This is a genomic window from Paenibacillus sp. FSL W8-0426, assembly GCF_037969725.1.
Lineage (GTDB): Bacteria > Bacillota > Bacilli > Paenibacillales > Paenibacillaceae > Paenibacillus > Paenibacillus hubeiensis.
Genome location: NZ_CP150203.1, coordinates 3,347,408 through 3,361,332, shown reverse-complemented (window position 1 = coordinate 3,361,332; position 13,925 = coordinate 3,347,408). Strand labels below are relative to the sequence as shown.

The window sequence follows — 13,925 nt, the reverse complement described above, 5'->3', positions numbered from 1 at the left end:
TTGAATCGGGACACCTGTGTTAATAGGATAAGGCGAACGATTGGTGACCCCGTGCGGCATTGGTTCTGAACCACGCATTCACCTCCGATGTGATCTCATCTCCACCCAATTTGCGCCAATTCTCGACGAACTGATCGAACTCTTCTATCGGCGATCCAAGAATGATATTCATGTATGCCTCGAGCTGAAGATCCCGAAGAATGATCTGCCGATCGATCATCGTTTCGGTGATGCCGCCGGTGAATTCGTCGTATAGAAGCTGGCCGTTCCGCTCATAGGCATCCGCAATGCTGAAGGCTCCTGTCGGTCCATAGGTTTGTTTCCAACCCCATCCGCTCTTCAAGCCTTCTGTTTCATACGCAGCAATCCGCTTGTGAATCGCAAGCGCCTCGTTCTCCAGGGTAGAGAAATCCCCTGTCTTTCTGGCGTCACGGATGTCTCTGTAGGCATCCATGTTTTTCATGCCGGGGAAAGGCGTTACCGGCGAGAGCATCCATACGGCACGCGAATCGTCATTGTAGTACGTTTCATACTCGGCTTGTTCTCCCCAGTTTTTGTCCAGATGCAGGTTCATGAGCTTTACGACAACCTCCGGACTCGCAAATCCCTTCCTTACTGCAAAATAATGTCCTGTATTGGAACGAAGAGGGACAAACACGCTTCGGCCAGATTCAGCTACCAAGGGGTACGCTTGCCATTCCGCATCCGGATCCGTGTCCCGGGTAGTCTGAATCATGAAAGGAGTCCACTGTTCACCATAGAGCATGCCTATTTTACCGTCCTGAATCAGGCGGTACTCCTTGCTTCCGTTTTTGTAGGCGAACTCGGGATCAAGCTGGCCTTCAAGGTATAAGGTCTGCAACGCTTCCAGCGCTTTTCGCACCTCGGGTTGTATGCCGCCGTATGCAAGATTGCCCTCCTTGTCCTTGATCCATATATTCGGGAAAGCTCCGTAACCGGCCATGAATCCTGACGCGCTCATGACGGGGTCCCACAGATAACTCGTTAACGCAAGTCCATAGGTGTCTTGTTTTCCGTTTCCATCGGGGTCTTCTTCTGTAAACGCTTTCGAAATTTGAAGCACGTCTTCCATCGTTTCAGGCGGATGCAGGCCCAGGTTATTCAGCCAATCGCTTCTAATCCACAGATACTGCGCCGTTTCAATAGAAGAGGATGATTCGGGGATCGCCATGAGTTTACCGTCAATCGTCGCGGCGTCGAACGCTCCTTTTCCCTCGGCCTCCAATATATTTTTCGTAAGCGGAGAGGCATAGGCCTGGTATACCTTGGTCAGATCTTCAATCCATCCGGCATTGCTTAATTGCCTGAGTTGATATGGATTGACTTTGACCACGTCCGGGAAACGGCCTGCTGCAAGGGACACTCCCAGTTTCTGATTATATACGTCACCGTTCGCGATCCAGTCATAGTGTATCCGAATACCCAATTCTTCTTCATACAAACGGGTCCAGCGATTATCTACCAAACTCTCGCCCGGCAACTGATCAAGCATTCGCTGCAGGTCTTCACCAGTCTCTCGGACAAAGGTAACCCGTATAGGAGGATCGTATCTCCCTGCACTTCCGGAAGGTTGTACCTGCTGCCCGGCAAACGTCGAAGGTGGTTGCCCTGAATTTCCTTGCGTATGGCCGGCAGGTATGCTCACCGCAAGGAGGATAATGAAGGCCCATCTTGATCTGTACATCCATCTCTTGTGCATGGCGACATGCCCCCCGGTTCAGTTGGAATGAATATAGTCGTAAGATCATATTGCTCTGACGCGTTTACGATATTGTAAAGATAGGTTTAGATAGTAAGCGTTTGCAAAACAAACCACTTCATGGTAGGATGATTACATTTTAAGGTAATCTGAACACAATTTCATTGCGTTATTTGTTCCATTTATTGCGCGAAATGACGGGAGGTGCTGTATGAGCGGATCCTCTGACTTTTTCTATGACCCCATTCAGCCGGAGCTTTTGTACCTGCATCGAATCACGACTTACAAGCTGGAAACGAGCTATCATCGGCATAATGCCTACGAGATCTATCTGTTCCTTCGCGGTCATGTGCACTTTTATGTAGAAAATCGGTGTTATCATATGCAGCGGGGCGATTTGCTCGTGATGTCCCCCAAAGAAATGCATCGTGCGTTTATATTGGATGAAACGGAGTATGAACGGATTACGATCAATCTCAAAAAAACATACCTGTACCAATTGTCCACGGCCTCAACGAACCTATCTTCCTGTTTTGATTGCCGCCGCAAAGGCGAAGGCAACATGATACACCTGGACGACGATCGTTTGGACCAGATCACATATTGGACGAACCGGATCGAAGAATCGCTCTCTTCGGATGCTTATGGGGCAGACGTCAAAACCAATGCTGCAATCGCGCAATTATTGGTGTTGATCAACGTATGGTTTCGCAACAATTCTTTTGAGCCGCATGATATTATGCCCGATCTGGTGCGAAAGACAATGGATTACATCGACGAACATATCACGCAAGATATTACGCTTGGCAAACTTGCCGAAGCGTTCTACATGAACAGCACTTCGATCAGCCGCCAGTTCAAAAAGCATACCGGGCTGACCCTTCGTTCCTATATTCTCAGTCGTCGTATCGAACTTGCCAAATTTCTTCTGTCTGACGGGATGAGCATCACCGATGCTTGCTTTCAATCGGGCTTTGGCGATTACGCCAATTTTATACGAAGCTTCACCAAGATGGTTGGCATTTCTCCAGGAAAGTATATTAAACAACGACGTGAAGCCATTGAGTGATCACTGATTGTGTGTTCTTTACACACTCCCTACACCCATACCTTTTTATTCTTCCGTCATATGATAATCCATATATTAAAAGTATAGAGATGAGCAAAGTAATTATCCGAGGGATGTTGTCATATGAAACCTTATCACGTCGTTTGGAAGGGCCCTGTACACAAAGCAAGCGGGCTTGGCCGTGCCAGCAGAGCGTATGCCCAGTCACTAAAGCGGCAAGGCGTAGCCGTTAGTATAGGAGCGGCACAACAGCGCAAAAACGGCAGCCGATACACACGGGTGCTGATTTATCACCACCTCCCCAATAGCATTCAATGGAAAAAAGAGCGCAGCCTGTATGATCTTATTATTTTGAATACGGTTTGGGAAACAAGCAAGCTCCCCAAGGCTTGGCTTCCCCATATGAATCAATTTGATGCCGTTTGTGTGCCCTCCCAGCATAATAAAAGAACACTAAGGAACAGCGGCGTGAATGTCCCGATTTTTGTCGTTCCTCATGGTGTAAATGCAAAGGAGTTTCATCCGAATAACAAGAAAATGTCCGTGCCGGGTGCGGCCGGCAAGTTTACGTTCGTGTCCGTCTTCGGCTTCCAGCACCGTAAAAATCCGGAGGGCCTGCTGCGGGCATATTGGGAAGAGTTTTCCTCTAAAGATAACGTCGTGCTTGTGATCAAAACAAACGGATATGCGCCGCATGAGAACGAAAAATGGATCCAGGCCAAAATAACGCAATACAAAAAAAAGCTGGGTATCCAAAAAGATACGGCCCCCGTTGTCGTGATCGGCCGTCATCTTCGTGAAAGCAGATTAAAAGGTTTGTATACGCTCGGCGATGCTTTCGTCCTCCCGACTCGCGGCGAGGGGGTTGGACTGCCCTTTCTAGAATCGCTTGCGAGCGGCGTACCGGTCATCACTACGAGTTGGGGCGGGCAAATGGATTTTCTGACGCACAGCAACTCGTTCCTGATTCCGTACCAGCTGCGCAGCCCGTCAAGCAGTATGAACAGAGCCATTTCTAAAAAATTCAGCAACCTGTTTGCGCAAAAGGGACAACGATGGGCGGAACCGAATCTGGGCTATTTAAAAAAACGGATGAGGGAAGCGTACCAAAACCCCGGACTTTGCAAACAAAAAGGACAACAAGGCAGAAAGGATATACTTCGCTTATCCTGGGACCGGTCCGGGGTATTGATGAAGCATGCGATTGAAGAAATCATTCGATCGAAGAAATAAGAATGGAGGGCGATATCCCCAAGAAAGGAGGAATCGGCTTGCGTATTATCCTGTTATGCGGAGGATCCGGAAAAAGGCTGTGGCCTTTGTCCAATGAGATTCGCTCCAAGGTGTTCCTTAAGCTTTTGAAATCCGATGCCGGGGCCAGAGAATCGATGATTGAGCGAATATGCCGGCAATTAAATGAGGCGGGGCTGCTTCAATCCACATGCATCGTTACCCATCACAGTCAAGTGGAAATTACCCGTTCCTATGTTGGCGAGCATATCCCGATCCTGGCCGAACCCTTTAAAAGAGGAACCTTCACAGCCATTGCTTATGCGGTAAGTTATCTTCATGAAAAGCTGCAAATGGATCCAAATGAAACCATCTGCGTTCTTCCAGTCGACACTTACGCAGATACCGCTTTTTTTCGACTGCTCCTTCGCGTTCCTGATGTTCTGATGCATTCTAAAGCAGATCTCGCTCTCCTCGGAACCAAACCTACCCATCCTTCCGATCAGTTCGGCTATATCGTTCCTGCTCAGCCCAATGGAAATGACGACTTTTCTTTCATTCACCAATTCATCGAAAAGCCCGATGAGCCGACAGCCTGTCGCCTCATCGAACATCAAGCGATGTGGAATTGCGGCGTATTCGCATTCTCCTTGAAGTTCATGCTGACATTTTTGAAAGACAAGGGGCATCCGATCCAAGTTGAGCATTGGCTGGAAAATTACGAACAGCTTGCAAACACCAGTTTCGACCGGGAAGTCGCGGAACACGCATTGTCTGCTGTTGTCATGAGATATGACGGCTATTGGAATGATCTCGGGAGTTGGATGGCGTTAAGCGATCATTTCGAGAGCCATGTCATCGGGTCAGGGCGAATATCGGACGACTCCTCTAACAGCCATATCATTAACGAGCTTTCCTATCCGATCGAAATGATCGGCGTTTCCGATCTCATCGTAGCGGCCAGTTCCGATGGCATCCTCATTGCTAACAAGGGCAAAGCAAATCAAATCAAGGATAAGCTCGAACATATGCCGCGATTTGCGAAGTATGAAGAGAAAAGATGGGGCTCCTACCGGGTTCTGAACGATTGGAACGATGAAACGGGAAATGGAGTGATGATCAAGCAGGTGAAGCTGATCCACGGAAAATATACGAGCTACCATCAGCATCTCGAGCGGCAAGAAATCGTGACGATTGTGACGGGCAGCGCGGAAATCCTTATGGAGGGTAAACGACGCCAGCTAAAGGCGGGCGATGTTCTGCAAATTCCGGCTGGAACCAGACATGGAATTAAGGCACTTACCGATCTTGAACTAATGGAAGTTGTGCTGGGTAAGGACCTGGCGAAAGAAGATGTTATTCGTATTGCGATGGTGTGGTAGACGTTTGCAGGCTATCTATATAGGCTGAACCAATCATTTTTACACAGAGTCACTACGTGGTCAGAACCATCTTCCGATCGCTATTATCCCCAGATTTTTTTTGATCCCCTTTTTCAAAGGGAAAATCCGGTGATAAACACGAAGCGTATGCTTTCGATGGAGCTTTCTTACAAAAAGCTTTTAGCTCCGCTTCTGCAGATTCTTTCTGCCCCCTCCGTTTTCGTGTAAATTTCTAGTTCAACCTATATAGAGGTTTTTTAACATAAGAATGAAAGGAACCAGGCCGCGAATGGACTTGGTTCCTTACGTTCTATTGGACTGGTCCCATGTTGATGAGCCTCACATCGGACAACGTAATGCTTGTATTCCCGTCTTCGGCACCGCTGATGCTGCCCATATCAAATACAATACGGCTGTTCGCATAGCTTTGCTCGGTTGTGTCGAACGTGAAGGTGTATTCTTGCTCATCGGTGGACAAGTCCACTCGCTCACCGAAAAATCCATGCCATGCGTATCCTGCGGGAACGTCAACCCAGCCGACGCCAAGGCCCATTTTTCGTGCTTTATCCGCTTCGGCCTTGAACGTCAGTTTGTATTTGTAACCCTGCTGCATCGCGAAACCTTCATTAATCACTTGCCGATCCCACGGATTATTCCCCGCCTGACCAATACGAGCCTGCAGCTTCCGATTCTCGACGGTAAATACCAGTTCCGAGTTATTCCCGTCAGAATGACTAAACCAGCCGTCGCTTCCTTTGGCAAAGTCACCGTTCGATATCAGATTGACGTGTACCGGCTGTCCGCCCTGATCCGCATCGGGATTCACTTCGAACAGCATCACATTTTGAATGGATACGCTGTGCTCGCCCGCTGGAGCAGTACCAAAACCAAAGTCCAACAAGGCAGCCGCACCCGCGGTGTCCCCCGTTGTAAATGTATAAGTGTATCGCTGTTTGGTTTCAGTCAGGTTTACCGTTTCATCCATATACCTGTCTCCGCTTCCCTCCTGCGAGACTACCGCTTGCACGGATGTTGGAGCGGATGCAGAGGCATCAAAATTCAAGCGATACGTCTTGCCCGACTCCAGGGAAAGCTGACCTTGCTGCAATAACGCTTCCCGTCCATTTTCACTTGCACCCGGCAAAGTAATGCGAATGCCCTCATCTTCCCCATGTGAAGCCACGAGATCATCAGGAATCAGTTCCCAACCGCTTCGATCCTGCGTCAACTCGCCGTTCTGCAGCTTATTCTGAGAAACGTCCAGCCAGCGTGTATTATATTCGTTCCCTTCAAAATTAACATAATAAGAGTTTCCCGCTTTCAGGGAAACCGCTGGCAGATACACGGTTTTGTAGGTTTGCCACCCGCCCGTATCTCCAAGCAGAAGCTCCGAGCTTGCAACCGTATTGCCTTGTTCATCTTTGACGCTGAATCGGATTTTTGAATCCGCTTTGGCACTCGCCATCCGGGTGGAAAAGGCATATGCCCCATCGTTTGCTGCATCGATTTTAAATTGCAGCAGATCGCCTTCGTCCATGTAGCTGACATGTTGGCCGCCTTCATCGGAATTTTCGAGCTGCAAACCTTGCATCATCCATGCCTCAGTTGCAGGAATATGGGCATAGCCCTGAACCGAAACCGGTTTTCCCCGCTTGGTCAGCCTTACATTATCGACGTAGGCCTTGCCTGAAGAACTGCCGAATAAAAGCTTCAGTTCGGCTGTTGCGGTTGTTGCTGTCGTTCCGCTCTGTCCGATCACGATTTCACCGGTGTAGTTTCTCATCTCTTGCCCGAGCTGGATCTGCTGTCCTTGATGGATTTGCACGTCATGTCCCTCTGCGGTTGACAAGCCGATGTCCATCGTACGAGGCGCATCCGCCTTTGCATCAAAAGAGAATCCATAGGTGGTGCCAGCTTCCAGCTTCATATCCGGCTGTACCACAGCTACTTGATCAGGCTGACCATCGGTTTGCTTCACATCAACCACGAGCTGCCGTTCCATGATCGGGAACTTCAGGAAGTTATTCACGGAAATATGGGCTTCGGCACCGGATTCAATCCGATTGGACCAAAAACCAAGCCGCCCCTTGCCTTGATCAAATGTACCGTTATACACCAAATTTCCATCCGGCAGTGCTTTTCTTTCCACAGGTACAGCGTCAGCCTCACCGATATCGATCAGTCTGACATTGGATACCATGACTGCAGCGTCATCCAGCCCCAGATTGAATTCAAATCGGGCATTATTGTCTGAGCCATTTCGCATGTTAAAGGTGTATTCATAGGGCTGCCAATCCGTAGTCAACGAAAAGCTGTGTTCCTCCGAGTAATTCGTCCAGCTTTTCTCGAATTGCGTCACTTTCGAACGAATGACACGGTGGGCAGATGCTTTGGCATCAAACTGCACTCTGTATTTTCTGTTTTTCTTCACGTACATCGGCATTTGTGTCAGCTGTATGGAATAACCCTCGGTTCCGGGCTGTGAGACGGTCACCTTCGCCGCTTTGCCCTTCTGTTCATCGTCAACAACCTCCACTTTACCAGCTCCGCCTGCATTCGTAATGAACTTCCATTCATTCGGTACACCGGCTGCATCGACGCCTTCGGTAAAGCGTTCATTATATATCTGGTTGCCATCTGCTTGCGGATCCCGCTTCCGTTCAGGCTCGATTGGATTCGAAGTGACGTCGGGCCATTCGTTCATTTTTTTATAGGAATATACCCGAACAAAATCCACATTCATCTTCTCGGACACAAATCCGTTTTCAGGTGAACCCGGCCAGTCTCCGCCTACCGCAAGGTTAAGAATCAGATAGAACGGCCGGTCGAACGGTGCAGGGAAAGTGTAGCTCTCCGGCTGTCCTGCCGCGGTTGTTTGCCAGTTATTCACTTGATGATGCAGCTTGCCATCCACGTAGAAACGAATCATGCCAGGCAGCCATTCCACCTGAAAATCATGATATTCATCTGCAAAGGACTCTCCGGCGGGCAATGTAAACTTGCCTTGGTCATGCCCGTGCGAGCCATCAGGCTTCACGGCATCATAGTGGATCGTGCTGTACACTTCGTGGTCTTTGTTTTTGCCGCCGATCAGCTCCATAATATCGATTTCGCCGGAAGCCGGCCATCCACCGTAATGCGATTCATCCGTAGGCATCATCCAGATGGCCGGCCACATGCCCTGCTGCACCGGAAGCTTCGCCCGAACGACAACTTTGCCGTAGGTCCAGTCTCCTTTCCCCATCGTGATCAGTTTGCCTGAAGTATAGGATTTGCCACTTTTTTGCTCCCGTTTCGCCTCAATTTGCAGTACCCTTCGAGCGCCATCTTTGACGATGCGTGTATTATCCGGACTGTAATATTGCAGTTCATTGTTATAGACAAGTCCGGTATCCTGAACCGTCCATTTGGAATCATCCACGCCAGCACCGTCGAATTCGTCATTCCAGGTCATTTCCCAATCCTCGTCCGGGATCGTTGTTGCCGGAATCGGCTTCTCCCCCGCCGGATTACCTGGAACGGAAGGTGTCTCTCCAGCCGGGGAGGACGGTGATGAAACGGTTGAACCGCTGCCAGGCGTGGAAGGTTTCGGTTGTGCAGACTGCTCGTTGTCTGACGTCATATTAACGCTGTGCCGCCCCTTTGTAACCGTTTTCCCGTTGACAAGCACGCTGCCAGCCTCCACATCGAGCAGCTTGATCTTGCCTTTGGCATCAATACGGGTATGTCGAGCTTTGCTGTTCACGCTCAACGTATCAATCACGCTCTCGTCAGACAGTTCAACCGTTGCTTTGCGTATGACGGTCATTGCTCCCACCAAGCTGTTTCCAGCGATGTCCACATGCACCAAGCCGGAACCGGAAGCTTTATCGACGACAACCTGCTTCAGTTTGGAGCTGCGAATGTCGATGGAGTGGCTTCCTCCACCTTTTATAATGACACTTCCCGTAACCGTCACACCATCCAGCGTCACTCTGCCTTCGCCAATACCTTCGGTGAGCAGCAAATTGCCGCTAACGGTCATATCCTTGAGCGTGACGTCAGATGATCGGATAACCAGATTGCCATCAACACTTGATTCATACGTACCGGGAGCACTTTTCACATCCGTGATCATGTTGGACATCAACGTTGCTGCCTGTGCTCGCGTAATATCTGACTTCGGAGCCAGTTTTCCATTGTATCCGTTTACAATTTTCTCCTGAATCAAATAACTGAACGCTTTTTTGGCGTAGTCTGCCACTTCTTTCTCATCTTTGAAACCGGTTAGCGCTTGCTCGTCCTCATTGCCTGTCGATAGTTGGAACGCCCGATCTGCCATGACTGCGGCATCCTGCCTTGTGATAGGCATGTCTGGTGACAGATGTGCAGCATCGGTTCCCTGAATGATTCCCGATCCATTCGCTCGAACCAGGGCATCATAGTACCAATCCTTTTCGCTCATGTCTGAAAATGCTGTTGACGCTGATTGCTGCCCGCCGGCAAAACCAAATATCCGGTCCAGCATCACAACAAACTCGGCGCGGCTGATGCGTTCATTCGGTTTGAACGTGCCGTCGGTATACCCTTTGATCAAAGCCAGATTCTGCATCCGCATCACGGCATTTTCTGCCCAGTGTCCCGTCATATCCCGATACGGGGCGGAATGCAGGCTGCCCGCCTGCACCTGTCCCGCCTCCGCTTGCTTCGATGTGCTTTCTGCTCCGGCAACCGCCGGACAGACCAGGGAAACCATCATGCTTCCTGCCACGAGACAAGCCAATCCTTTTTTCACTCGTATTCCTCCCCTAATGTATGTTGACATGCAGGGCAGTGCTATTCCTTCACTGCCCCGATGACGATGCCTTTTACGAAAAAGCGTTGCAAAAATGGATAGATCACCAGGATGGGCAGTGCCCCGATAAAGATCTGAGCGGCCCGAACCGTACGCTGGGAAACGTTCTCCAGCATGGACGGGTCTACATTGATTTTGCTGAGATCCTGCTGCACAATGATCGTCTGAAGCAGCGAAGCAAGCGGATAATTTTTAACGTCCGACATATAGATCATGCCGTCAAACCAGGAGTTCCATTGACCTACCATGGTGAAAAGTGACAGCGTGGCAATGGCCGGAAGAGACAGCGGCACGTAGACCAGCGCCAGCGTTTTGATATGACCTGCACCATCCAGATAGGCAGCTTCCTCCAGTTCCTTGGGCAGGCCCCGGAAGAAGTTCATCATCAGGATGACATTCCACACAGACAGTGCTCCCGGCAGAACCAGCGCCCAAATGGTATCCATCAGACCAAGTTTTTGAATCAGGATATAACTTGGAATCAGGCCGCCGCTGAACAAAATGGTAAATACGAAGAACCATGTGTAGATCGAACGGCCCCTAAAGTTGATATCCTCCTTCGATAACGGAAATGCCGTAATCAGCATGATCACCATACCGAGGATGGTAGCGATGACGGTCCGTTTCACCGAGACCCAGAGGGAGTCAATAAAATTCGAATTGCCAAACGTCTTTACGTAGGCGTCCGTCGTAAAGCCGACCGGCCAGAAGCTGACCAGATTCGAAGAAGCTGGCGCCATGCTGCTGAACGAAACGGCCAAAATATGAATGATAGGCAATATGCAGAGCAGCGATAATACGCCGAGAAAAATATAATTGGCAACGCTGAATATTCGATATCCTTTTGTTTTGTAATACAAGCCCTATTCTCCTCTCTAGAACACGCGATAGTTAGCCAGTTTGTAAGCGAGTCGGTATGAGATAACGATCAGAATGGTCGCAACCACGGATTTGAACAAACCTACCGCTGTGGCAAAACTCATCTTGCCGTTCAAGATACCGAGTCGATATACGAAAGTATCGATAATGTCTCCTTTGTCGTAAACGAGCGGATTGTACAGGTTGAATACCTGATCGAATCCTGCATTCAGAATGTTTCCGATGGAGAGTGTCATAAGTACGATCGTAATTGGCATCAGCGCAGGGATGGTGATGTGCAGCGTCTGCTTGAACCGGTTGGCTCCATCCACTTCGGCCGCTTCGTACAACGCCGGATTGATGCCCGAGAGAGAAGCCAGAAATACGATCGTGCCGAAACCAAATTCCTTCCAGACATCACTGACAATCAGTGTTATACGAAACCACGTTCCATCCCCCAGGAAAAAGATGGGGTCCCCGCCCAGCGCAACGATAAGTTTGTTCACCATGCCTCCTTGCGGAGACAGGATATCCAGCAAAATTCCGCCGAGAATGACCCATGAGAGAAAGTGCGGCAGATATACGAGCGTTTGGCTGACCCTTTTAAAAGCGACCAAGCGAACCTCGTTTAACAAGATGGCGAACAAAAATGGAGCGATCAGCCCTGCAATGATTTTGAAAAAAGCAATCACCAGGGTGTTCCAGATCACTTGCCCAACATCCGGATACAAGAACAAATATTTGAAATTATCCCAACCAACCCATTTGGATTCAGTAAATCCCAAGTAAGGCTTGAAATCCTGAAAAGCGATGACGATGCCGCCCATTGGTATGTACTGAAAAATGATCGCCAGCAAAACAGCCGGTACAAGCATCATATGCAAGGACCAGTTTCGCCGCATATTCCAGCGTTTTTTCGTCTTGGCGGCACGCCGTTTATGCGGCGTTTCCAACGTATGTTCCTTCACCCCAACATCCCCCATGTTCTAAATTTTGTATTTTACAAGTCCGCATGAACTTGTATATTAAAATTATAGCAACGGCCATTTGCGATCTATATCCTAATATTGCAACAACGATAACAATATTTAAATGAGTTGAGGAGGTTGAACGTTGTTCGCCCGTCTGAATGTCTTTACCAAAATCACCCTGCTGTTCATCGTGTTGCTGGTACTGGTGCTGTTTCTGTACACGTACTCGAACAGGGAGAGCGTACGCGTGATCGAACATGAAATCCAGAATAATTCGATGAATCATCTATCGACTTTTGCCGATTCGGTAGAATCCAATATTTACCAGTTGTCTCTTTACGGCATGTCCATTGGCCAGGATTCCAGCATTCAGGAATACCAGCGTCCGGACTATAAAGATAACCCTTATGAACGTGTCAAGGTAGGCAGCGCCATTCTTGAAAAGTTGAACCTGTACAATGCGGCCAGCAAATGGCATTCAACGATTACGTTGTATTTTCCGCGTTTGCAAAAAGTCATCTCGACGGATTATTATGCTTCTATTCCGTACCGGGAAGACGAATTCACGAAACCGCTCTCGAAATCATGGACGTATACGCTTAACCAGTTTGAATGGTACACCACGGACCCGACCACAGCGAGCATCAAACCGGACAAAGCCAGATTAATCACAAAGATCAGCTTCCCTGTTCGTCATTTGACGGCGATGCTGGATCAGAACAAGTTAAATAACAAGGGCGATCCCTTCATGTTTCATCCCGAACTCGGCCTGATCAGCAACAGCAGCGGCAATGACACCTTGAAAGCGGTTCAAGGCAAACTGCGGGAGATGGACTTGCAAGGCAAAGGCGGCTTTACTACCAACCTGGATCATACCGAATACTATGTTTCCTATATTCAATCCGGCAGCCTGGGATGGTATTATGTCGATTATGTTCCCATGCAGCAAATTCTGAGACCGATTACGAGCAGCCGCAATCTCTTTTTTGCTTCCATCACGGTACTGATCGCCATGAGCGTGGTTGTGTTGTATGTCTTGTACCGGAGCGTTCAACTCCCGCTTCTTCAACTGGTGAAAGGTACGAATCGCTTGTCGACCGGGGACTTTTCCGTTCGTTTGCAGCATTCGTCACGGAACGAGTTCAGTCTGCTGTTTGCACGATTTAACATCATGGCACAGCGCATTCAGGAATTGATCGAGAATGTGTACGAGGAGCAGCTGAGAAGACGCGAAGCTACGCTGAAGCAATTGCAGTCGCAGATTAATCCGCATTTTCTTTATAACTGCCTCTTCTACATCAAAAACATGGCCAGGATGAAAAACGAAAAAGCCGTGGTCGCCATGGCTCTGAATCTGGGTGAGTATTATCGATACATAACAAGGTCGGAGAAGGATCAAGCCACGGTCAAGGAAGAACTGACAATGGTCAAAAATTATTTGGAAATCCAGTCGTTGAGACTGGAACGGATGCATTTTACGATCGACGTACCTGATGATATTTTGGACAAAACCGTTCCAAGACTCACGCTTCAGCCTATCGTAGAGAACGCTATCATTCATGGCATTGAGCCTCGATCCGAGGACGGCCATATTACCATTTTTGCAGATTGCAAGGATGACAAGTACAAGATTACCGTTGAAGACAGCGGACTTGGCATGACGGATGAACAGCTGAATCAATTGAAGAGCAATCTGTTGAAACCACTGGATGAACATATGGGTTGCGGCACCTGGAACGTTCATCAACGTTTGTACTTTTTGTATGGTGACGGGGCCGGACTACATTATGAACATTCGCCAACCGGCGGCGTTAAAGTAAGCATCACATGGCACGACAATATCAAAGAGTAGGTGATACGC

At 48.9% G+C, this 13,925-nt stretch carries 8 protein-coding genes; 4 read left to right on the top strand and 4 right to left on the bottom strand.

Going from position 1 to position 13,925, the window contains the following annotated elements:
• Nucleotides 1-19: 19 nt before the first annotated feature.
• A complete protein-coding gene (locus tag MKY59_RS15160; RefSeq protein WP_339278235.1) occupies nucleotides 20-1,720 on the bottom strand; it encodes an extracellular solute-binding protein in 1,701 nt (566 codons plus the stop codon).
• A 211-nt stretch (nucleotides 1,721-1,931) separates the two neighbouring features.
• Between MKY59_RS15160 and MKY59_RS15155 the strand changes: the two genes are divergently transcribed.
• The 3 genes from MKY59_RS15155 (at nucleotide 1,932) to MKY59_RS15145 (ending at nucleotide 5,401) form a co-directional block, all read left to right on the top strand.
• Nucleotides 1,932-2,789, top strand: coding sequence for an AraC family transcriptional regulator (locus MKY59_RS15155; protein ID WP_236414120.1), 858 nt, complete (start codon nucleotides 1,932-1,934; stop codon nucleotides 2,787-2,789).
• Between the two features lie 123 nt (nucleotides 2,790-2,912).
• Nucleotides 2,913-4,022: a glycosyltransferase family 4 protein gene (locus MKY59_RS15150; RefSeq protein ID WP_339278234.1), complete on the top strand. Its 1,110-nt coding sequence runs from the start codon at nucleotides 2,913-2,915 to the stop codon at nucleotides 4,020-4,022.
• Between the two features lie 38 nt (nucleotides 4,023-4,060).
• A complete protein-coding gene (locus MKY59_RS15145) occupies nucleotides 4,061-5,401 on the top strand; it encodes a sugar phosphate nucleotidyltransferase (protein WP_339278233.1) in 1,341 nt (446 codons plus the stop codon).
• Between the two features lie 310 nt (nucleotides 5,402-5,711).
• Here MKY59_RS15145 and MKY59_RS15140 read toward each other — a convergent pair whose 3' ends face one another.
• From MKY59_RS15140 to MKY59_RS15130, 3 genes are read right to left on the bottom strand one after another with little or no spacing between them, the layout of a single operon-like run.
• Nucleotides 5,712-10,175 (bottom strand): carbohydrate binding domain-containing protein, encoded by a 4,464-nt coding sequence (locus tag MKY59_RS15140; protein ID WP_339278232.1) that lies wholly within the window; start codon nucleotides 10,173-10,175, stop codon nucleotides 5,712-5,714.
• 41 nt (nucleotides 10,176-10,216) lie between these two features.
• Nucleotides 10,217-11,095 carry a carbohydrate ABC transporter permease gene (locus MKY59_RS15135; RefSeq protein WP_236414113.1) on the bottom strand — a complete coding sequence of 293 codons (879 nt, stop codon included), beginning with the start codon at nucleotides 11,093-11,095 and terminating at the stop codon, nucleotides 10,217-10,219.
• A 15-nt stretch (nucleotides 11,096-11,110) separates the two neighbouring features.
• Entirely contained in the window at nucleotides 11,111-11,995 is an 885-nt protein-coding gene (locus tag MKY59_RS15130; RefSeq protein WP_236414365.1) for an ABC transporter permease subunit, read from the bottom strand.
• Nucleotides 11,996-12,206: 211 nt separating this feature from the next.
• Between MKY59_RS15130 and MKY59_RS15125 the strand changes: the two genes are divergently transcribed.
• Nucleotides 12,207-13,916, top strand: a complete 1,710-nt coding sequence (locus tag MKY59_RS15125; RefSeq protein WP_339278231.1) for a histidine kinase — start codon at nucleotides 12,207-12,209, stop codon at nucleotides 13,914-13,916.
• The last annotated feature ends 9 nt before the right edge of the window (nucleotides 13,917-13,925 follow it).

What these genes read in the sequence shown, in the direction of transcription:
- MKY59_RS15160 (WP_339278235.1), bottom strand. Translation starts at nt 1,720, where the DNA reads ATGCACAAGAGATGGATGTACAGATCAAGATGGGCCTTCATTATCCTC.
- MKY59_RS15155 (WP_236414120.1), top strand. Translation starts at nt 1,932, where the DNA reads ATGAGCGGATCCTCTGACTTTTTCTATGACCCCATTCAGCCGGAGCTT.
- MKY59_RS15130 (WP_236414365.1), bottom strand. Translation starts at nt 11,995, where the DNA reads ATGCGGCGAAACTGGTCCTTGCATATGATGCTTGTACCGGCTGTTTTG.
- MKY59_RS15150 (WP_339278234.1), top strand. Translation starts at nt 2,913, where the DNA reads ATGAAACCTTATCACGTCGTTTGGAAGGGCCCTGTACACAAAGCAAGC.